The sequence below is a fragment of the Brenneria alni genome, assembly GCF_003666245.1.
In the GTDB taxonomy this organism is placed as follows: Bacteria; Pseudomonadota; Gammaproteobacteria; order Enterobacterales; family Enterobacteriaceae; genus Brenneria; species Brenneria alni.
On the sequence record NZ_MJLZ01000004.1, the window covers coordinates 126,966 to 146,788 of the forward strand.

The window sequence follows — 19,823 nt, forward strand, 5'->3', positions numbered from 1 at the left end:
CAGCATATAGAAAAAGACGCATTTCGCGTCTTTTTCTATATGCTGAAGCCGTTGTTACTGAAACAAACGCTACTGGAACAAACTCAGGTTTTCTTTTGCGTAAGCTTCGAAATCAGTGCAACCGCCAATATGTCTTTCATCAAGGAAAATCTGTGGCACGGTTTCAACAGGTTTACCTACGGTATTCGATAAATCGTTTTTCGTGATGCCTTCCGCATGGATATCCACATAGCGGTATTTGAAGTCATCACGCTGTTCTGTCAGTTTTTCTGCCAATGCTTTCGCACGCACACAGTAAGGGCAGCCAAGACGCCCGAAAATAACAGCGAACATGTAAACTCCTTAATAAAATTGTGAAAAGATTATTTTTCTAAAAACTTTGGCCTAATGCCTATTTTTAATGGGGTTACTATGCCCACATTAGGCCATGAAAAAAAGCAGTAATTACCTGTTATAACGATTCGCCTTACCTATCGCTATGTCGTGATGCACAGACGGGCGTTGGTATGAGGTGCCGGCTGACATATAATAATCCTTGCGCTATGCGGATTATTATATGTTGATTGCGTCGGTCTGTCTGGGATTCAGATGGCATTATGAAGCGATTTATCACGGTTTTTCACCGTCAAGTACCTTAATTTGTGAGGGATATACAGCATGACGCCCACCATTGATCTACTACGACGCCATCGTTCCATCCGTGCTTTTACGTCACAGCCGCTGACGGATGAACAGCGCAGCGTGATTATTGCCGCCGCGCAGAGTGCGTCCAGCTCCAGCTTTTTACAGTGCAGTTCAATTATCCGCATTACCGATCCCGCGATTCGGCAAACACTGGTTCACTATACCGGTGAACAAGGTTATGTCGCGCAGGCGGCGGAATTTTGGGTTTTCTGTGCGGATTTCCATCGTCACCTGCAAATATTCCCACAGGCGGAAACCGGGCTGGCGGAGCAGTTGCTGATAGGCTGTGTCGACACGGCCATGATGGCGCAAAATGCCCTGATCGCCGCAGAATCATTAGGCCTGGGCGGCGTGTTTATCGGTGGGGTCCGTAATAACATTGCGGATGTCACTACGTTACTGAAACTGCCTCAACAGGTATTACCGCTATTTGGACTTTGCCTGGGATATCCTGATGCAAATCCTCTGTTAAAACCTCGGATGCCACCTGAAATGTTGATCCACGAGAATGGCTATCAGCCACTTGATCGTGAGAAATTGGCAGAATATGACCAGCAACTGATGGAGTATTACCTACAGCGTACCGGCGATCGCCGTGATAGCTGGAGTGCGCATGTACAGCGTTCGCTGAAAAAAGAGCTACGTCCGTTTATGCTGGATTACTTACATCAACAAGGATGGGCGATACGGTAGTATCCGTGCATTTATGAAGATAGCTATTCTGTCTCGTGACGGTTCGTTATATTCCTGCAAACGTCTGCGCGAAGCTGCGGAAGGGCGCAGACATCAGATTGATATTATTGATCCGCTGTCCTGCTATATGAATATTAATTCGGCGGCGCCTTCAGTGCATTATCGTGGCCGACGGTTAGCAAAATATGATGCGGTCATCCCGCGGATTGGTTCGCTTATCACATTTTATGGTACGGCAGTGCTGCGCCAGTTTGAAATGTTGGGCGGTTTCCCGCTGAATAATTCCGTCGCGGTTATCCGTGCCCGTGACAAACTACACTCCTTGCAGTTATTAGCCAGTGCAGGAATCGATTTGCCGGTTACTGGCTTTGCTCACTCTCCCGATGATACCGGTGACCTGATAGAGATGGTCGGTGGTGCGCCGCTGGTGGTTAAGCTGGTGGAAGGTACGCAAGGCATCGGCGTGGTGCTGGCTGAAACCCGGCAGGCCGCTGAAAGCGTTATCGATGCCTTTCGGGGACTGAATGCCCACATACTGGTACAAGAGTATGTTCGGGAAGCAAATGGCAAGGATATCCGCTGCCTGGTCATCGGCAACCGGGTGGTGGCGGCGATCGAGCGGCAGGCTAAACCGGGGGAGTTCCGTTCCAATCTGCATCGTGGCGGTTCGGCAAGTAAAGTCCGGATTACCGCCGGAGAGCGGGCCATTGCCATCAAAGCAGCAAAAACGCTGGGGCTGAACGTGGCGGGCGTGGATATTCTGCGCGCTGCAAGAGGCCCTTTAGTGATGGAAGTGAATGCCTCTCCGGGGCTGGAAGGAATCGAAACCACCACCGGGATTAATATTGCAGGCATGATGATTGAATTTATTGAACAGCATGTACGTGCGCTATCGGTGAAAAAAAGTTAGTTTTCCGAATGCCGGTCAGGGCGCTAAAATAGCAAACGGGTTGTTGGTGGTTTATCGCGGTTTAATCTGATTAAAGATGTGTTTATCATGGCATGAGAACGGAATATTCCGTAAGCTATGGCCCTTTTTAACAACAGTCAGTATGAGGCAGAAAATGATGGATTCACTCATCGTCCCGGATTTGGCTATGCTACGGCGGTGGCTGGATCAATTAAACATTGTTTTTTTTGAGTGCGATTCCTGCCAGGCGCTTCATTTGCCTCACATGCAAAATTTTGACGGGGTGTTTGATGCGAAAGTCGATCTGGTGGATAACGTGGTGCTGTTTTCTGCTCTGGCGGAAGTGAAACCCAGCGCGTTAATACCGTTAGTCGGCGATTTGAGCCAAATCAACGCCAGTTCCCTGACGGTAAAAGCATTTATTGATGTTCAGGATGATAATTTGCCGAAGTTGATTGTCTGCCAGTCTTTCAGCGTTGCCGCGGGTATGACGGTGGAACAGTTCAGGCATTTCATGCAGCAGTCTGAAGAGCAAATCTCAATGGTGATTTTAGAAGCCGGCGCCAATAATCTGCTGTTTATCGGGGATGAAGAAGATATCTCTGCTGGCAGAATGAATACATCTCACCTTCATTAATTCTATTTTTTTCAACGGTAGCAATCAGTTTTTCTTATTTTTCATTACCAGACGTTTATTCTGCATTTATAGCGGAATTGCCGGGCATTATCTCTGTTTACTGGTAAATGTCCGTATTACATAGATAAAACGTGAATAAATAATCGATAAAAACCATTTTTTACGTTCGACTATGGTATGACTGGTGCAGTGCGGTTATGCTTAATTTCTGTAGTCGTTACGCGATAATATCCTATTTATATCGGTGTCTACTATGATGAATTGAGTGCATAGCCATGCATGATTTTTATCGCTGCCGCATAGACGCAGGACGAGTTTTGTATCTGTATGGTACAAGTTTATTCCCATGAATCACCCCCTGGTATGGAGGAAGGAACGGATGTTCACCCAACGTAAAAAATGGTTATCGGGTGTTGTTGCCAGCTTGCTGATGGCCGCTTCCGTCACCGCATCTGCGCAAGAGAAAACGCTGCATATTTACAACTGGTCTGACTATATTGCACCGGAGACATTACAAAATTTCCAGAAGGAAACGGGCATTAAAGTGGTTTATGACGTGTTTGACTCCAATGAAGTATTGGAAGGCAAACTGATGGCTGGCAGCACCGGGTTTGATTTGGTCGTACCCTCTGCCAGCTTCCTGGAGCGCCAGCTTGCGGCGGGGGTATTTCAGCCATTGGATAAAACCAGGCTGCCAAATTACAAAAATCTTGATCCTGAACTGTTGAAGTTGATTGCCCAGCACGACCCAGATAACAAATTCGCGCTGCCCTACTTATGGGCGACTACCGGGATTGGTTATAACGTTGATAAAGTCAAAGCTGCGCTGGGGGCGGATGCGCCCGTGAACAGTTGGGATCTGGTGCTGAAACCAGAGAATCTGGAAAAACTGAAAAGCTGCGGCGTCTCTTTCCTGGATGCGCCCGAAGAAATTTTCGCCACCGTTTTGAACTATCAGGGCAAAGATCCTAACAGTACAAAAGCGGATGACTACACAACCTCAGCGACAGATTTGTTGTTAAAATTACGTCCCAGCATTCGTTACTTCCATTCATCTCAATATATTAACGATCTAGCCAACGGCGACATTTGTGTGGCCATTGGCTGGGCGGGGGATGTAATGCAGGCCGCTAACCGTGCCAAAGAAGCTAACAATGGCGTCAATATTCATTACAGTATCCCGAAAGAAGGGGCGATGGCTTTCTTTGACGTATTTGCTATGCCTGCTGACGCCAAGAATGTGGATTCTGCCTATCAGTTCCTGAATTATCTGCTGAAACCTGACGTTATCGCCAATATCAGCAATCATGTGTATTACGCCAGTGCGAACAAAGAATCGGTGCCATTGGTAAACGAGGATATTCGCAACGATCCGGGTATCTATCCGCCTGCGGATGTACGTGCCAAACTGTTCACGCTCAAGGTTCAATCACCACAGATTGATCGTACCCGTACCCGAGCGTGGACGAAGGTAAAAAGTGGTAAATAAACGCTTTTCATCATGATAAATAACAGGCGGCTAACCCCGCCTGTTTGTACTTTACTCTATGTGTCGCCGCCTTGATTAATGCGGTGGTGTGTTCTGCTTTTGCCGGAGAGCAATACTAAGTGAATGACGCTATTCCCCGCCCCCAGCCCAAGCCCCAAAAAGCGGTTACACCGTTGCTGGAAGTACGTAATCTGACCAAGTCATTTGATGGTCATGCCGCTGTTGATGATGTCAGTCTGACTATTTATAAAGGCGAGATATTTGCCCTGCTGGGCGCATCCGGCTGTGGAAAGTCCACGCTGTTGCGCATGTTGGCAGGTTTTGAACATCCAACGCAGGGACAAATAGTCCTGGATGGTGAGGATCTTTCGCTGGTTCCTCCCTACCAGCGACCAATCAACATGATGTTCCAGTCTTATGCTCTGTTTCCCCATATGTCGGTGGAAAAGAATATTGCTTTTGGTCTTAAGCAGGATCGGTTGTCCCATTCTGAAATCAAAGATCGGGTGGAAGAAATGCTGACGCTGGTGCATATGCAGGAGTATGCCGCCCGCAAACCGCACCAGCTTTCCGGTGGTCAGCGTCAGCGCGTGGCGCTGGCCCGCAGCCTGGCAAAACGCCCTAAACTGCTGTTGCTGGATGAACCTATGGGGGCGCTGGATAAAAAACTGCGTGACCGAATGCAGCTTGAGGTGGTCGATATTCTGGAGCGTGTCGGCGTAACCTGCGTAATGGTGACGCATGATCAGGAAGAAGCGATGACGATGGCAGGCCGAATCGCCATCATGAATCGCGGAAAATTTGTTCAGATCGGTGAGCCGGAAGAAATATACGAACACCCTAATACCCGTTTTAGCGCTGAATTTATTGGTTCAGTCAATATGTTTGAGGGAGTGCTGACAGAGCGCCGGGATGATGCACTGATTATCCAAAGTCCGGGGCTGGTACATCCGTTGAAGGTCGATTCCGATGCTTCCGTGGTGGATGGCGTGCCGGTTTATATCGCCCTCAGGCCAGAGAAAATCATGCTCTGTGATGAAACGCCGCCCGATGGCTGCAATTTTGCCGTTGGGGAAGTTATCCACATTGCCTATCTGGGTGATTTGTCGATTTATCATGTCAGACTGAACAGCGGGCAGATTATCAGCGCACAGTTGCAGAATGCCTATCGTTACCGCAAAGGTATGCCGACCTGGGGCGATGAAATGCGGTTGTGTTGGGATGCTGACAGTTGTGTCGTACTGACGGTGTAACGAGGAATGACGCCATGACAATGTTTCCTGAACATAACACCGTGGAGCCGCCGATCGAGGAAAGAGGGCGGCTAACCAGATTGATGGCTCGCTGGCGTCAGGATCACGGACGCAAGCTGGTGATCGCGCTGCCTTATTTTTGGTTGTTGTTGTTGTTTCTGCTGCCTTTCCTGATTGTATTCAAGATCAGCCTGGCGGAAATGGCGCGTGCGGTGCCGCCTTATACCGACCTGATTTCCTGGGTGGACGACCGGCTGGATATTTCATTAAATCTGGCGAACTATCTGCATTTGCTAAGTGACCCGCTCTATGTTGATGCCTACCTGCAATCATTGCAGGTCGCGGCGGTGTCAACGTTGTGCTGCCTGTTGATTGGTTATCCGCTGGCCTGGGCGGTGGCGCATAGCAAGCCTTCTACCCGTAATATCCTGCTGTTATTAGTGATTTTGCCTTCCTGGACATCATTTCTTATCCGTGTCTATGCCTGGATGGGGATTTTGAAAAATAACGGTATTCTGAATAATTTCCTGCTGTGGCTCGGCGTTATTGATCAGCCGCTGGTGATTCTGCATACCAATCTGGCGGTATATATCGGCGTGGTGTACTCCTATCTGCCCTTTATGGTGTTGCCGATCTATACCGCGCTTACCAGACTGGATTACTCGCTGGTTGAAGCCTCACTCGATTTAGGCGCCCGTCCGTTAAAAACTTTCTTTAGCGTTATCGTGCCGTTGACCAAAGGCGGGATCATTGCGGGGTCGATGCTGGTATTTATCCCAACCGTGGGCGAGTACGTGATCCCTGAACTGCTGGGAGGCCCGGATAGCATTATGATCGGCCGTATTCTCTGGCAGGAGTTCTTTAACAATCGTGACTGGCCGGTTGCGTCGTCTGTGGCAATTATTATGCTGTTGTTGCTGATCGTTCCGATTATCTGGTTCCACAAGCATCAGAGCAAAGCATCGGAGGGTGAAGCATGAACAGTTTGCCGGTTGTTCGTTCGCCGTGGCGCATCGTTATTCTGGTGCTGTGTTTTACGTTCCTCTACGCGCCCATGTTGATGCTGGTGATCTATTCATTCAACAGCTCCAAACTGGTGACGGTATGGGCGGGATGGTCGACGCGCTGGTATGTCGAGCTGTTCCATAATTCCGCCATGATCAGTGCAGTCGTTCTCAGCCTGACGATTGCGGCGGCCTCCGCCACAATGGCGGTGATATTAGGTACGCTGGCGGCGTTGGTGATGGTGAGGTTTGGCAGTTTTCGCGGTTCAAACGGCTTTGCATTTATGCTGACCGCGCCGCTGGTCATGCCGGATGTGATCACCGGGCTTTCGCTGTTGCTGCTGTTTGTGGCGCTGGGGCACGCTATCGGTTGGCCGGCGGAGCGCGGAATGCTCACCATCTGGCTGGCGCATGTGACATTCTGTACCGCCTATGTCACGGTGGTGGTTAGCGCACGTCTGCGTGAGCTGGATCGATCTATTGAAGAGGCGGCGATGGATCTGGGCGCCACGCCGTTAAAGGTTTTCTTCATTATTACGGTGCCAATGATTGCCCCGGCGTTGATCTCTGGCTGGTTGCTGGCGTTTACCCTTTCGCTGGACGATCTGGTTATTGCCAGTTTCGTTGCCGGGCCGGGATCAACCACGCTGCCGATGCTGGTGTTCTCCAGCGTGAGGATGGGAGTTAATCCGCAGATTAACGCACTGGCTTCTTTGATACTGTTGGTGGTAGGGGTTATTGGTTTTATTGCCTGGTGGTTTATGGCAAAGGCTGAGAAACAGCATCAGCGTGATATGCAAAAAGCGAGGCGAGGGTAATTCGCCGCACGTCTTTTTTTATCAATCCGCTGAGTTAACAACAACGCCGCCATAGTCTGGTGGCGTTGTTGTTATGTATCAAGAGAGAGGGGAAATTCTGGACCGTAAAAAAGAAGTTATACAGCGAAAAGCTTACGCCCCGGTTCCCATCATGGTAGCGGGGATCGCTATTATTGCGACCCGTTTTGTGGGCGTTTTATTGTTGGTCTGGGAATTAGGGTTGAGCGGCCTGGGGGACTGGGTAGGGAGCAGTGCGCAATCATGGGAGTCAACGCTGGTTTTACTGTTATCTATGGTGATTGTTTGTGCTGAGATACGCTGTGGATTTGCTGTGTTGACCGGCGCTAACTGGGGGCGTTGGGGCTATGTTGCCTGCCAGTGCCTGGTGGTACTGTATATGCTGCTTGCATCTGTGAGTGAATATTTCCCGGCAATATTCCATATTTCTGGCGAAAACAATGCAGCGGTGCTGCACCAACTGTTATTACAGAAAATACCGGATTTACTGGTGATCTTTCTGCTCTTCTTCCCGCGCCGTAGTCGGCGTTTTTTTACTCGTCTCATCCATTAGACTCGCCCTGCGGACCGCTGCAAGCGGCGTTGAAAACGCTGCTGGCGATAAAGGTCGATAATGCGGTAACTCAATCACTGACAAGGGGAACTTAGCGATATTTCAATGCACTCAATCAGGGCATTTTTATGCATTAATTAACCCTAATTGAGAGAGTTGAAATTTTGTATGGATAGAATCAACAGATACTCCCCTGCATCCACCTGGTCCTCTTCCTCTGTTTCATCTTCTGGTGTGGCGGCGGCTTCATCAAGTCGTTCAGCAGCGCTATCTGAACGAATTAGCGCACTGACAATAGAAATTGGCGACAGAACCCGTTTATCCACAACTGGCTATCAAATGGCGATGGATCGTATAAATAACCCGAACAAATTGGATTCTGATTCTCTTATGACGATGAGAAGAGCGCAACAATATACGGATGCGGCGAAAAGAGCGTATCCGACAGAAACGCTAAAATCTCTTGGATTGTTGCAACAATCCTATATTTATAATACCGCCGATCATGGCTTGCGCGGCGCGATTGAGATGTCACCTAAGGAACTGTCCAGATGTCTCGAAAAATGCAGGGAATACGGTTTTTCAAACTGCGATATGCAAGCATTAGAGGTTGCTATAGCTCTAAAATACCGGTTAGGTCTCGACGAATTCAAAATAGTAAGCAACCACAAACTGAGTCATAATTACATTGTTATTGATCCTTGTAATGATTTTCCTAAAGGGGTGATAGTTGATTCCTGGACCGGCCAGGGTGTTCTGGAGTTGAATTTGCGAACGAAATTGAAGTTTCAACATAAGGAGCAAAACTGCCATATAAATGAAAATATGCACGAATGGCTTGATAATTATGGGAAAAACTATGTTCTACCGCGATAAATAATGCTTTTACGGCAAGCGAAAGGCAGTTGCAAGGGGAAAAAACTTCCATAACCCCCTGGCCACGTGAGTAATAAAACCTGATATCGTCGTTTAAAAAGCCTCCGTCATTTGAACGTTCAATCAAAATTATTCCTTATTAATATCAGGCCATGATTGTCCCTGGTTCCATGTACTAAGGGTATCTTAAGACGCGCTGTGCTTTGCTGGCATTGATTCGAAACGTTATGAGGCACCTTATTTTATTTTCTGGGGGTGGTACAATCCGCCCCATCCAGTTTTGACCCCTCTTATCGTTAGATTTTGTCTATGCATTGTGCGCGATATAGCGCAGGAACCTGCCGTTCCTGCCAATGGTTGGAAAAAGCCTATCCACAGCAACTCTCTGATAAACAGCAACACCTTGCTGATTTACTACAGTCACGTGCTGTTCAGCAATGGATGCCCACCTGTCCTTCGGCGCAGTCCGCGTTTCGCAACAAAGCGAAAATGGTGGTCAGCGGGAGTGTTGAGCGGCCATTGCTGGGTATGCTGCATCGGGATGGTACGGCGGTCGATTTGTGTGATTGTCCGCTTTACCCCGACAGCTTTAGCCCGGTGTTTGACGTTTTGAAAATATTTATCGCCAGAGCAGGGTTGACGCCTTATAACGTCGCCCGTCGGCGTGGGGAGTTAAAGTATCTGCTTTTGACGGAAAGTACCCACCGTGGCGTCTTTATGTTGCGCTTTGTGCTACGTTCAGAAACCAAACTCGCACAATTGCGTGCGGCGCTACCGTGGTTGCAACAGCAGTTACCTCAGCTTGAGGTGATATCAGTGAATATTCAGCCGATACATCAGGCGATTATGGAAGGGAAAACGGAAATCATACTTAGCGACACGGCGTCGCTGGCGGAGCGGTTCAACCATGTTCCGCTCTATATCCGCCCGCAAAGTTTTTTCCAGACCAACCCACAGGTGGCGAGCGCCCTGTATGCTACCGCCCGTGATTGGGTGGCTGAATTGCATGTCAGCAGCATGTGGGATTTATTCTGCGGCGTGGGAGGATTTGGCCTGCACTGCGCATCACCACAGATGCGTCTGACCGGTATCGAGATCAGCGCCGAAGCCATTGCCTGCGCTCGTCTGTCTGCCGAACAATTAGGATTAACCCAGATAGCGTTTCAGGCGCTGGACTCAACACAGTTTGCCACTGGTAACGAACAGATCCCGCAACTGGTGCTGGTGAATCCGCCACGCCGGGGCATTGGCAGTGAGCTATGCGCCTATCTGAACCGTATGGCGCCCGACTATATTCTCTACTCCAGTTGCAATGCGCAAAGCATGGTCAAGGACATGGATGCACTGAGCCACTATCGTACCTTGCGTATACAACTGTTTGATATGTTCCCGCACACAGCCCATTATGAAGTATTGACGCTGTTGTACAGAGAGGGTGTGAACGGATAGCGGGGGAAGTAAGAAAGATTGCGCGGCATGTGCGGCCGCGCAGTGGACATCAGATAATTACTGTGGGAACCACTTATCGTTAATCGCCTGATAAGTACCGTTCGCTTTAATGGCGTCCAGGGCCATATTCAGTTTTTCCAGCAGGGCTTTGTCGTTCGGACGAACGGCAATACCCAATCCTGTACCGAAGTATTCCGCATCCGTTACATGTTCACCGACCACCGCCAGGTCCGGGTTGGTTTTCAGCCACGTATTCACGGCAGCGGTATCACCAAACACACCGTCGATGCGGCCATTTTTCAGATCCAGCACCGCATTTTGATAGTTATCGTAAGAAACGGTCTGAATCTCAGGATGCTTATCTTGCATGTATTTTTGATGGGTTGTGCCATTTTCCATGCCGATACGTTTACCTTTCATGGCGGAAAAATCGCTGAACTTGCCCTTTTGCGCGATAACAATTGCTGAATTTGCGTAATAGGGTTGAGTAAATGCCACCTGTTTACTACGTTCAGCCGTGATATCCATACCTGAAATAACCGCATCATAGCGTCGGAATTTGAGTGCGGGGATCAGGCTGTCAAATGCCTGATTGGTAAAGGTACAGGTGGCCTCAATCTGTTTACACAGCGCTTTCGCCAAATCGATATCGTAGCCTACGATATCGTTATTGGCATCCAGATATTCAAATGGTGGGTAGCCCGCTGATGAAGCGAAGCGGATCGTGTCTGCGGCCATTGCGCTGCATGTTATGCCAGCCAGTAAGGCGGCGATCAATATTTTCTTCATGTACTACTCCCGTCTGTTTTTATGTTTTGGAGATTAATTTCGCCGTTCAAACGCCAACGCACGTCGCTCAACCAAACGCATCAGCAAGGTCAGTAATCCATTGACGCAAAGATAGATAATGCCCGCAGCGCCGAAAACCAACACGTCGTAGGTGCGGCCATACATCAACTGGCTATAACCCATGACGTCCATCAGGGTAATGGTATAAGCCAGAGAGGTACTTTTAAACACCAGCACCACTTCATTTGAATAGGATGAGAGTGCGCGTTTGAACGCAAACGGCAATAAGATATGCAGTGTTTGCTTCTGTGACATGCCAAGTGCCGCACAGGATTGCCACTGCCCGTCAGGGATGGCTTTTACCGCACCATAAAATAGCTGCGTGGTATAGGCGGCGCTATTGAGCGCCAGTGCGGTCATGGCGCAAAGCCAGGGCTGTGACAGCAGGTGCCATAACCACGGAATTTGCTGGATAGCAGTGAACTGACCTGGCCCGTAGTAGATCAGGAATATCTGCACCAACAGCGGCGTACCGGTAAACAGCGTGATATAGCCTTTTGTCAGGGAGGATATCACCGGCGTTTTCAACGTCAGCGCCACCGTCAGCAGCAGCGACAGCAGCAGTGACACAATAAGGGCAACCACGGTGAGAGTCAGGCTGGTATGCAAGCCATTGAGCAGCGCAGGTAAGTAAGCGAGCATCAGCAGGGCCTCCGTTCAAAACGCGTGGTTCTCAGTTCAATTCGCTTTAGAACGTACTGGCTGATCAGCGTAATCACCAAATAAATGGCGGCGGCGATCACGTACCAGGTGAAGGGTTCCTGCGTTCGCGTAGCAATGCTTTTGGTTTGCAGCATCAGGTCATTGACGCTGATCAGTGAAACTAATGCGGTATCTTTCAACAATACCAGCCACTGGTTGCCCAGCCCCGGCAGAGCGTGACGCCACATCTGCGGCATGATCAGGCGGATAAAAATAACCGATTTACTTAGCCCCAGCGCCTGACCGGACTCCCATTGCCCCTGTGGCACGGCTTTCAGTGCGCCGCGCAGCGTTTGGGAAGCGTAAGCGGCATACAGCAGGGCCAGTGCAATGACGCCGCACAGGAACGGACTGACTTCAAACATCTCAATGTCCAGTTTTACCGGGATCTGCACCAGATACAGATTCAGGGTAAAGCCGTCTGCCAGCATCAGCAGTAATTGGGATGAGCCAAAATAGATAAACAGCACCACCAGAATTTCCGGCAGGCCGCGCAATAGCGTCACCAGCGCGGTTCCACACCAACTGACCGCTTTCCAGCGGGCGGTTTCCCAAATGGCAAACAGCATGGCAAGTATGAGTCCGAGCACCAGTGCACAAACGGCAAGGCCGACGGTCATCCCGGCGGCGCTGGCAAGAGGGTGAAATTCAATCATTGAGCGTCAGATTACTTACTGCTGGAACCATTTTTGGTAGATGGTCTGATAAGTGCCATCCTGCTTGATTTTGCTGAGAGCATCGTTGAATTTTTTCAACAGTTCATCGTTGTTCTGACGAACAGCAATGCCCAGACCAATGCCGAAATAGTCTTTGTCCGTCACGTTTTGACCCACGGCGGACAGATTGTCATTCTGTTTAAGCCATTCGTTCACCACGGCGGCATCGCCGAATACCGCATCCAGACGGCCATTTTTCAGATCCAAAACGGCATTCTGATAGCTGTCGTAAGGCACAGTGGCAATGTCGCTGTGCTTATCCATCAGGTACTTCTGATGTGTGGTGCCGTTTTGTACGCCGACGCGTTTCCCTTTCAGCGCGGCAACACCGGCGACTTTGCCCTTTTGGGCAATGAACAGTGCGGCGTTGTCATAGTACGGTTGGGTAAAAGACACCTGTTGCTCACGTTCCGGCGTGATATCCATCCCCGCGATAACCGCCTCAAAACGACGGAATTTCAGACCTGGAATCAAACTATCGAATGCCTGATTGCTGAATGTACAGGTCGCCTGTATTTCTTTGCACAGTGCGTTAGCCAGATCGATGTCAAAGCCCTGAATGTTATTGTCGGTGTCAATGAATTCGAACGGAGGGTAAGAGGCTTCGGTGGCAAAACGGATCGTCTCCGCTGCACTGGCGGAAATGCTGACTCCAGCGAATAATGCTGCAACGATTAATGTTTTCATTGTAATTTTCCCGGTATCAATCAATGTGATAAATAACTGGCGAATGCGGGCGACTGTGGCTGGGCGAAATGAGCGGCATCCCCTTGTTCCACGATATGCCCGTTTTCCATATACACCACTCTGCTGGCTGTTTTCCGTGCGAACTCTACCTCATGGGTTACGATCACCTGAGTAATGCCGGTTTGCGACAGCTCATGGATGATGCTCACCACCTGAGCGGTAATTTCAGGATCCAGTGCCGCGGTGGGTTCATCAAATAACAACACCTGTGGCTCCATCATCAGGGCTCGGGCAATGGCGACTCGCTGTTGCTGACCACCAGAAAGATGGAGGGGGTAACGGTCGGCAAAATCATTCAGACGTAAACGGGTCAGCAACTTTTCAGCACGGGCTTGGGCCTGATCTTTATTCAATCCAAGCACACGGCAGGGGGCTTCTATCAGGTTTTGTACGACCGTCAGGTGGGGCCAGAGATTATATTGCTGAAAAACCATGCCGACATTCTGACGCAATTCGCGAATGGCGTTTTCACCGGGGGCATGATCGAAATCAAATTGATTTCCCGCGATAGCCAGTGTGCCGGAACGCGGCATTTCCAGCAGATTCAGAACGCGCAGCAGAGAGCTTTTACCGGCGCCGCTTGGCCCAAGCAGAACCAGCGTTTCACCCGCAGGACAATCAAAAGTGATGTTGAACAACGCCTGATATGCGCCGTAGAAACAGTTAATGCTGTTTAGTTGAATACTCATGCGTAAGAATTGAATAGCCATTGATGCGGCGAATGTTAACGTCGGCAGAATACTTATGCAATCACCGTAGGTTAAAATATGCTAATAAGCGATTTATTGCTTAAATAATAGCACGAAATACTGGCTTCCGCGCAATCAGACCAGATTTGTCGGGGCAGAAATAAGTGGAACAGATAATTTGCTTAATAAGAGTAAAGGCCGTTAAACAGGGCGCCGTTCTGGTGAAAAAAGGTTATTTCAATTCAAGGCGTTCCGAGAAAAAAACGGTGTAGAGTGTATCACTCTCATCAACTGGGTAGCGGGAATCTTATGATCAAATGTATCACTATGCTGATGTTGGTATTGCTGACCGGCTGCCAGTCAACCTCTTCCCTAAAGGATCAGGGGCGCTATAAAGTAGACACGGCGCATCAGGCTACGGCGCAGTCGGCGCGGATCCGTTTTCTGGTGATCCACTACACGGCGGAGGATTTCCCCACCTCGCTGAATACGCTGACGGATGAACACGTCAGCGCGCATTACCTCATCCCTGCGCAGCCACCGTTTGAGCGGGGCAAACCGGTGGTATGGCAACTGGTGCCGGAATCGCAGGCGGCATGGCACGCCGGGGCCAGTAGCTGGCGCGGTTTTACCCGTCTTAATCTCTCATCGATTGGTATTGAGCTTGAAAACCCTGGCTATCAGCGGACGCTAATCGGAGTATCGTGGACGCCATTTCCTCCTTCTCAGATTGCGGTACTGACCGATATTGCCCGACAGATTGTTGAACGTTATCAGATTACGCCGCAAAACGTGGTGGCGCACAGCGATATTGCCCCACTGCGTAAGCAGGATCCCGGCCCGCTATTTCCGTGGCAACAGCTTGCTCAGGCTGACATTGGGGCATGGCCGGAAGCATCGAGGGTGATTTTTTACCTTAATGGCCGGGATAATACGCAGCCGGTCGATATGACCAGCCTGCTGGCGAAACTGGCCCGCTACGGTTACGCCGTACCGGAAGATATGACCGATCGTCAGAAGCGGCAGGTTATTTCGGCTTTTCAAATGCACTTCCGTCCACAGAATTATCGGGGGGAGGCGGATGCGCAGACTGAAGCTATTGTAGACGCGCTGCTGGAGAAATACGGCGGCGCAGATAATTAAATCAAGGGTGATGAGGGTTTCTCTGCCAGTTCGGTAATACGTGCCGCCATGCCGCGAAAAATAAACAGGTGAGCCGGCATCATTAAAAACCAGTAAATGAGTCCGTTGAGGCCGGCAGGGTGCCATCGTGCGCGTACATCCAGCGTGCGGTATGTGCTTTTATCTGTAATGGTAAACGTGAGTTTCCCCAGGCCCGGCGCTTTCATCCCAAACAGCATAACCAGTTGCCGCTGTGGTTTGATGGAGATAACTTTCCAGCCATCAATTTTATCGCCGATCTCAAGGGTAGGGCGATCCGGGCGACCATAGACCACGTGGTTGCCGCTGAGGTCGTCCAGCTTTGCCCGCAGTTTCCACAGTACATTTGCATAGAAATAGCCTTCTTTGCCGCCTATCTGTTGAACAACCTGCCACAGCGCCTGGCTGGACGCCGATGTGTTAACCGAATGCCCGGCCTGCTTGGGATAGAAGCCGTAGTCCGGCTTCCAGCGAGCCCGGACTTCAGTGTCGTCGCCCCAGTCTGCGCGTTGCATCGTTTCCATTTCACTTTGCAGCATAGTCCGCACCGCTTCATCAAAATTGATCAGTGTCTGAGGGATCAGGGCCTGCAACGCCGTACCATCGGCCTGAAGATCATACTTAAGCCCCTGTATAAGCGCCTGGGCAATGGCCGGGGGAACGGACGTAATCAAGTGCAGGAACCATACGGAAACCCGATGGGTAGGTATGGGGAGCGGGAGCAATAATCGTCGTTTACCACTGATCTGGATAAAGCGTTCAAACATGGTCTGATAGCTAATATATTCAGGGCCAGCGGCATCCATAATCCGGTTTTCTGACGAGGGGTGACGGATGATTTCTGTCAGGTAGACCAGTAAGTTTTCCAGCGCGATAGGGGACGATTTTGAACGCACCCAGCGAGGCGGAGTTAACACCGGCAGGTTGTAAACCATATCCCGCATGATTTCTAACGCAGCGGAGCCAGCGCCAATGATAATACCGGCCCGTAGTTCAGTAACCGGGATGCTGCTACTGCGTAAGATATCCCCTGTCGTTTTTCGGGCCTGTATATGTGGTGAACTGTCGCCTTTCGGCTGTAAGGCACCCAGATAAATAATGTGCTTTACCCTGCTGGACGAGAGCGCCAGTAGCAGGTTCATCCCGGCCAGACGCTCTTTGGCGACGAAGTTATCGCCATCACCCATGCTGTGCACCAGATAATACAGAATCTCCGCATCCCATAGGCCATCCGGCAGGGCATTGGGTTTGCAAAGATCAACCTGCCGACACTCGACTCCGGGCCACTTTTGCTCCGCCAGCGAGTCGATATGACGGGACGCCGCAATAACCCGGCCGCCCCGCGGGCTTAGTCGCTCGGTCAAGTGGCGGCCAATATAGCCGCTGGCGCCCAGAATCAACACTGGCGCAGGTTGAGATGTCATTAGTGATAAGCTCCACTGCTCAAGAAAATTAACAATACAGGTATTACTATAGCGGGGAAACGGGGAATGCAGCAGGATGAAGACAGCCTTCTGTTCAAACTATGACAGAAACAGGCCGAGTGGCAGATCGTTGATGCCGCCGCCCAATTTCTCAGCCAGCTTGACTGCCAGAATAATAGCGGAGTAGGCATCGGTGGTTATGAGGAAAAAAAGGCCATCAGGATCGGGCCGGCGAGGCTAAGTAGGAAACCATGCACAATGGCGGCTGGCACCATACCTACTCCCGCACTGCGTTGTAGCACGGGTAAAGTAAAATCCATGGATGTGGCGCCACAGATGCCTAAAGCACAGGAACGGTTGCGCCGTACCAGCGCCGGTATCAGCATAATGGCAATCAGCTCACGGGCCAGATCGTTAAAAAAGGCCGAGCTGCCAATAACCGGGCCTAAAGCGTCGGTCAGCAGGATGCCGGACAACGAATACCAGCCATAACCGGAGGCTAGCGCCAGCCCGGTTTTCAGTGGTAAATTGAGCAGCCATGCCGCCAGTATGCCGCCCGCAAGTGCGCTGACGCAGACCACCAGTGCGACCATCATACCGCGACGGTTCAAAACAATCTGGCGCAACGTCATGCCACTGTTACGTAACTGTATTCCTACCAGGAACAGCAACAATATCAGCGCGTATTCGCTACCCTGACTGGCATAAATCAGACCGGACCACTGGGTTAACCCCAGCAGAAATCCTCCGAAGACCACCCCGCACAATTTGAACGATTCCATGATCAAATGCAGCCGCGAGGGAAGCGCTTCCTGTTCATGGCTGCCATGCCATGCATAACGTTTTTCCAATAACCATAGCGCTGCAATATTCGCCGTGACAATACAGGCGGCGCAGACGACGGTGTAACGAAAAATCAGTAACAGGTTACTGCCGAGATTGTCCAGAAACGCCAGACTGATGCCCATTAAAAACAGAATGATATACACCATCCAGCTCAACAACTGATTAATTGACTGTAATGCTTTTTTGGCGCGCAGCGGCACCAGGTAGCCAAACATGAGCGGTAATAGAATGATTAATAACCCTGAATACATCACAGAATTGACGTCCTTAGAGAGAAAAGCCGGTTGCAGGCGGGAAAAATGACATAATCTATTAAAATTAAACAAATTATCATCTTGAGTAAAGTATCGCCTGGAGGCATAACCTATGCAATAGGTTCAGACTGCTAACAAAGTCCGATATTAGGGACAGCGCCCCTCGGTGCGATAAGCCCGGGTATCTCGATCTCACCGCTATGGGTTTGTCATCAACCTCACCTATGCCATAGGTTGTTTTATTATCACGGCCGTATCAGCGAGACAAAAACAGGAGACGTGGATGCATCTGGAAAACGTAGAAATTGTGGGGTTCCGGGGGATTAATCGTCTGTCATTGGGGCTGGATGATAATACTGTGCTGATTGGTGAGAATGCGTGGGGGAAGTCCAGCCTGCTTGATGCGTTATCTCTGCTGCTGGCGCCGACATTGCCGCTTTATCATTTTGATTTACAGGATTTTCATTTTACGCCGGGTGATGAAACCAGTCGTGAACGTCACCTACAGGTGATCTTCACTTTCTGTGAAACGGCCCCCGGGCACCACCTTATGCCGCGTTACCGTACCCTGAATCGCGTATGGGTAGAAGGGGACGCATCGTTATACCGCATTTTCTACCGTCTGGAAGGTGAAGTCGACGAGAGCCAATCGGTATTTACCTGGCGAAGTTTTCTAGATGCCGAAGGGCACCCGATACCACTCAATGATATTGATGAACTGGTCGGTGAAGTTATCCGTTTACATCCGGTGCTGCGCCTGCGGGATGCACGGTTTATGCGGCGTTTACGTTCGGGAGACCTGAACGTTACCACTGATAACAGTAATGAAAAACTGGCGCGGCAGTTTGAACAACTGATGGGCGAACTGCTTCAAAACCCGCAAAAGTTGACCGATAAGGAATTGCGGCAAGGGCTGGTGGCGATGCGTCAATTGCTTGAGCACTATTTTTCTGAGCAAAACGCCCCCTTCAATGAGCGGCGTCACCACCGGTATGCGCGCGCTCACAATGGTAAATACTGGCGTTCACTGGATAATATCAATCGTCTTATCGCTGACCCGAATAGCCGCAGCCGCCGAATTATTCTACTGGGATTATTTTCCACGTTATTGCAGGCCAAAGGTTCGGTGGCGCTGGATCTGCATTCACGTCCTCTGTTGGTCATTGAAGATCCGGAAACGCGGCTGCACCCGATCATGCTGTCGGTGGCATGGGGGTTATTGATGCAGTTGCCGTTGCAGAAAATCACTACCACCAATTCGGGCGAGCTATTGTCACTGGTTCCGATGGAGCAGGTTTGTCGTCTGGTTCGGGAATCATCACGTGTTGCAACGTACCGTATTGGCCGACAGGGGATGAGTGCGGAAGACAGTCGGCGAATTGCCTTTCATATTCGCTTCAACCGGCCAGCGTCGTTATTTGCTCGCTGCTGGCTGTTGGTGGAAGGCGAAACGGAAGTCTGGATGCTGAATGAGTTGGCGCGCCAGTGCGGCCATCATTTTGAGGCCGAAGGCGTTAAAGTTATTGAGTTTGCCCAATCGGGGTTACGGCCATTACTGAAGTTCGCCCGGCGAATGGGCATTGAATGGCATGTGCTGGTCGATGGTGATGAGGCGGGGAAAAAGTATGCTGCAACAGCGCAAAGCCTGTTAACGATGCAGGGCGAAAGCGATCGGGATCATCTGACGGTTTTGCCTGCGCCGGATATGGAACATTATATGTATCGTGCAGGATTCGGACATGTCTATCACCGTGTCGCGCAACTGCCTGAAAAGGTGCCGCTCTCGATGCATAAAATCATCGTCAAAGCGATTCACCGATCGTCAAAACCCGATTTGGCTATTGAGGTGGCGATGGAAGCCGCGACACGGGGAAGTGAATCTATACCGCCATTGATTCGCGGTATGTTTTCCAGAGTACTCTGGCTGGCCAGAGGGCGGGCGGATTGATGTTGTCTGCGCTGGCCCACCATAAAAATGCTGGTCGAACAGACCAGCATTTTTTGTACTAACCTATGTATGCGTTGAGGCGATTTTAGGTAAAGAACAGTAC

General features: G+C 50.2%; 20 protein-coding genes and 1 pseudogene. 12 read left to right on the plus strand and 9 right to left on the minus strand.

Features of this window, described 5'->3' with window-relative positions; translation table 11 throughout:
* Positions 1–69: 69 nt before the first annotated feature.
* Entirely contained in the window at positions 70–333 is a 264-nt protein-coding gene (locus BIY29_RS03615) for a GrxA family glutaredoxin (RefSeq protein ID WP_121573781.1), read from the minus strand.
* 324 nt (positions 334–657) lie between these two features.
* On the opposite strand from BIY29_RS03615, the gene nfsA reads away from it, so the two are divergent.
* The 10 genes from nfsA to rlmC all read left to right on the plus strand — a co-directional run bounded on the left by nfsA (position 658) and on the right by rlmC (position 10,384).
* The gene (nfsA, locus tag BIY29_RS03620) at positions 658–1,377 is read left to right on the plus strand and encodes an oxygen-insensitive NADPH nitroreductase (protein ID WP_121573782.1); all 720 of its coding nucleotides are present in this window, start codon (positions 658–660) and stop codon (positions 1,375–1,377) included.
* 13 nt (positions 1,378–1,390) lie between these two features.
* Entirely contained in the window at positions 1,391–2,287 is an 897-nt protein-coding gene (gene rimK / locus BIY29_RS03625; protein WP_121573783.1) for a 30S ribosomal protein S6--L-glutamate ligase, read from the plus strand.
* 157 nt (positions 2,288–2,444) lie between these two features.
* A complete protein-coding gene (locus BIY29_RS03630; protein WP_121573784.1) occupies positions 2,445–2,924 on the plus strand; it encodes a type III secretion system chaperone family protein in 480 nt (159 codons plus the stop codon).
* A 379-nt stretch (positions 2,925–3,303) separates the two neighbouring features.
* Positions 3,304–4,413 (plus strand): spermidine/putrescine ABC transporter substrate-binding protein PotF, encoded by a 1,110-nt coding sequence (gene potF / locus BIY29_RS03635; RefSeq protein ID WP_121573785.1) that lies wholly within the window; start codon positions 3,304–3,306, stop codon positions 4,411–4,413.
* 119 nt (positions 4,414–4,532) lie between these two features.
* Complete coding sequence (gene potG / locus BIY29_RS03640) at positions 4,533–5,666, plus strand: putrescine ABC transporter ATP-binding subunit PotG (RefSeq protein ID WP_121573786.1); 1,134 nt, start codon at positions 4,533–4,535, stop codon at positions 5,664–5,666.
* Between the two features lie 14 nt (positions 5,667–5,680).
* Positions 5,681–6,646 carry a putrescine ABC transporter permease PotH gene (gene potH / locus BIY29_RS03645; protein WP_121573787.1) on the plus strand — a complete coding sequence of 322 codons (966 nt, stop codon included), beginning with the start codon at positions 5,681–5,683 and terminating at the stop codon, positions 6,644–6,646.
* Entirely contained in the window at positions 6,643–7,488 is an 846-nt protein-coding gene (gene potI, locus BIY29_RS03650; RefSeq protein ID WP_121573788.1) for a putrescine ABC transporter permease PotI, read from the plus strand. Before potH ends, potI begins: the two co-directional genes overlap by 4 nt.
* Before the next feature lie 73 nt (positions 7,489–7,561).
* Positions 7,562–8,059 (plus strand): YbjO family protein, encoded by a 498-nt coding sequence (locus BIY29_RS03655; RefSeq protein WP_121573789.1) that lies wholly within the window; start codon positions 7,562–7,564, stop codon positions 8,057–8,059.
* A gap of 168 nt (positions 8,060–8,227) precedes the next feature.
* Positions 8,228–8,935 carry a hypothetical protein gene (locus tag BIY29_RS03660; RefSeq protein ID WP_205680304.1) on the plus strand — a complete coding sequence of 236 codons (708 nt, stop codon included), beginning with the start codon at positions 8,228–8,230 and terminating at the stop codon, positions 8,933–8,935.
* A 309-nt stretch (positions 8,936–9,244) separates the two neighbouring features.
* Complete coding sequence (rlmC, locus tag BIY29_RS03665) at positions 9,245–10,384, plus strand: 23S rRNA (uracil(747)-C(5))-methyltransferase RlmC (protein ID WP_121573791.1); 1,140 nt, start codon at positions 9,245–9,247, stop codon at positions 10,382–10,384.
* A 57-nt stretch (positions 10,385–10,441) separates the two neighbouring features.
* Here rlmC and artJ (BIY29_RS03670) read toward each other — a convergent pair whose 3' ends face one another.
* From artJ (BIY29_RS03670) to artP, 5 genes are read right to left on the minus strand one after another with little or no spacing between them, the layout of a single operon-like run.
* Positions 10,442–11,173 (minus strand): arginine ABC transporter substrate-binding protein, encoded by a 732-nt coding sequence (gene artJ, locus BIY29_RS03670; RefSeq protein ID WP_121573792.1) that lies wholly within the window; start codon positions 11,171–11,173, stop codon positions 10,442–10,444.
* 33 nt (positions 11,174–11,206) lie between these two features.
* Positions 11,207–11,875 carry an arginine ABC transporter permease ArtM gene (gene artM / locus BIY29_RS03675; RefSeq protein WP_121573793.1) on the minus strand — a complete coding sequence of 223 codons (669 nt, stop codon included), beginning with the start codon at positions 11,873–11,875 and terminating at the stop codon, positions 11,207–11,209.
* On the minus strand, positions 11,875–12,591 hold the full coding sequence (gene artQ, locus BIY29_RS03680) for an arginine ABC transporter permease ArtQ (protein WP_121573794.1): 717 nt from the start codon (positions 12,589–12,591) through the stop codon (positions 11,875–11,877). Before artQ ends, artM begins: the two co-directional genes overlap by 1 nt.
* A 15-nt stretch (positions 12,592–12,606) precedes the next feature.
* Complete coding sequence (gene artJ / locus BIY29_RS03685; protein WP_121573795.1) at positions 12,607–13,338, minus strand: arginine ABC transporter substrate-binding protein; 732 nt, start codon at positions 13,336–13,338, stop codon at positions 12,607–12,609.
* 20 nt (positions 13,339–13,358) lie between these two features.
* The gene (gene artP / locus BIY29_RS03690) at positions 13,359–14,087 is read right to left on the minus strand and encodes an arginine ABC transporter ATP-binding protein ArtP (protein ID WP_121573796.1); all 729 of its coding nucleotides are present in this window, start codon (positions 14,085–14,087) and stop codon (positions 13,359–13,361) included.
* A 309-nt stretch (positions 14,088–14,396) separates the two neighbouring features.
* Between artP and BIY29_RS03695 the strand changes: the two genes are divergently transcribed.
* The gene (locus BIY29_RS03695) at positions 14,397–15,230 is read left to right on the plus strand and encodes an N-acetylmuramoyl-L-alanine amidase (protein WP_121573797.1); all 834 of its coding nucleotides are present in this window, start codon (positions 14,397–14,399) and stop codon (positions 15,228–15,230) included.
* Here the strand turns inward: BIY29_RS03695 and BIY29_RS03700 are convergent.
* The 3 genes and pseudogenes from BIY29_RS03700 to BIY29_RS03705 all read right to left on the minus strand — a co-directional run bounded on the left by BIY29_RS03700 (position 15,227) and on the right by BIY29_RS03705 (position 17,769).
* Positions 15,227–16,672 (minus strand): DUF2867 domain-containing protein, encoded by a 1,446-nt coding sequence (locus tag BIY29_RS03700; protein WP_121573798.1) that lies wholly within the window; start codon positions 16,670–16,672, stop codon positions 15,227–15,229. The genes BIY29_RS03695 and BIY29_RS03700 overlap by 4 nt on opposite strands.
* A 102-nt stretch (positions 16,673–16,774) precedes the next feature.
* A pseudogene (locus BIY29_RS20500) lies at positions 16,775–16,864 on the minus strand (hypothetical protein); the annotation flags it as partial.
* A gap of 5 nt (positions 16,865–16,869) precedes the next feature.
* Entirely contained in the window at positions 16,870–17,769 is a 900-nt protein-coding gene (locus tag BIY29_RS03705) for a LysO family transporter (RefSeq protein WP_121573799.1), read from the minus strand.
* A gap of 286 nt (positions 17,770–18,055) precedes the next feature.
* Here BIY29_RS03705 and BIY29_RS03710 point away from each other — a divergent pair, with 286 nt between their 5' ends.
* Positions 18,056–19,720 (plus strand): ATP-dependent endonuclease, encoded by a 1,665-nt coding sequence (locus BIY29_RS03710; protein WP_121573800.1) that lies wholly within the window; start codon positions 18,056–18,058, stop codon positions 19,718–19,720.
* Positions 19,721–19,823 lie beyond the last annotated feature (103 nt).

Bases quoted from the DNA above. Each gene is read 5' to 3' on its own strand.
- artJ (WP_121573795.1), bottom strand. From the start codon at position 13,338: ATGAAAACATTAATCGTTGCAGCATTATTCGCTGGAGTCAGCATTTCC.
- BIY29_RS03710 (WP_121573800.1), top strand. From the start codon at position 18,056: ATGCATCTGGAAAACGTAGAAATTGTGGGGTTCCGGGGGATTAATCGT.
- BIY29_RS03615 (WP_121573781.1), bottom strand. From the start codon at position 333: ATGTTCGCTGTTATTTTCGGGCGTCTTGGCTGCCCTTACTGTGTGCGT.
- artJ (WP_121573792.1), bottom strand. From the start codon at position 11,173: ATGAAGAAAATATTGATCGCCGCCTTACTGGCTGGCATAACATGCAGC.
- nfsA (WP_121573782.1), top strand. From the start codon at position 658: ATGACGCCCACCATTGATCTACTACGACGCCATCGTTCCATCCGTGCT.
- rlmC (WP_121573791.1), top strand. From the start codon at position 9,245: ATGCATTGTGCGCGATATAGCGCAGGAACCTGCCGTTCCTGCCAATGG.
- artP (WP_121573796.1), bottom strand. From the start codon at position 14,087: ATGAGTATTCAACTAAACAGCATTAACTGTTTCTACGGCGCATATCAG.
- potI (WP_121573788.1), top strand. From the start codon at position 6,643: ATGAACAGTTTGCCGGTTGTTCGTTCGCCGTGGCGCATCGTTATTCTG.
- BIY29_RS03660 (WP_205680304.1), top strand. From the start codon at position 8,228: ATGGATAGAATCAACAGATACTCCCCTGCATCCACCTGGTCCTCTTCC.
- rimK (WP_121573783.1), top strand. From the start codon at position 1,391: ATGAAGATAGCTATTCTGTCTCGTGACGGTTCGTTATATTCCTGCAAA.
- artM (WP_121573793.1), bottom strand. From the start codon at position 11,875: ATGCTCGCTTACTTACCTGCGCTGCTCAATGGCTTGCATACCAGCCTG.
- BIY29_RS03705 (WP_121573799.1), bottom strand. From the start codon at position 17,769: ATGTATTCAGGGTTATTAATCATTCTATTACCGCTCATGTTTGGCTAC.
- BIY29_RS03700 (WP_121573798.1), bottom strand. From the start codon at position 16,672: ATGACATCTCAACCTGCGCCAGTGTTGATTCTGGGCGCCAGCGGCTAT.
- artQ (WP_121573794.1), bottom strand. From the start codon at position 12,591: ATGATTGAATTTCACCCTCTTGCCAGCGCCGCCGGGATGACCGTCGGC.
- potF (WP_121573785.1), top strand. From the start codon at position 3,304: ATGTTCACCCAACGTAAAAAATGGTTATCGGGTGTTGTTGCCAGCTTG.
- BIY29_RS03655 (WP_121573789.1), top strand. From the start codon at position 7,562: ATGTATCAAGAGAGAGGGGAAATTCTGGACCGTAAAAAAGAAGTTATA.
- potH (WP_121573787.1), top strand. From the start codon at position 5,681: ATGACAATGTTTCCTGAACATAACACCGTGGAGCCGCCGATCGAGGAA.
- BIY29_RS03695 (WP_121573797.1), top strand. From the start codon at position 14,397: ATGATCAAATGTATCACTATGCTGATGTTGGTATTGCTGACCGGCTGC.
- BIY29_RS03630 (WP_121573784.1), top strand. From the start codon at position 2,445: ATGGATTCACTCATCGTCCCGGATTTGGCTATGCTACGGCGGTGGCTG.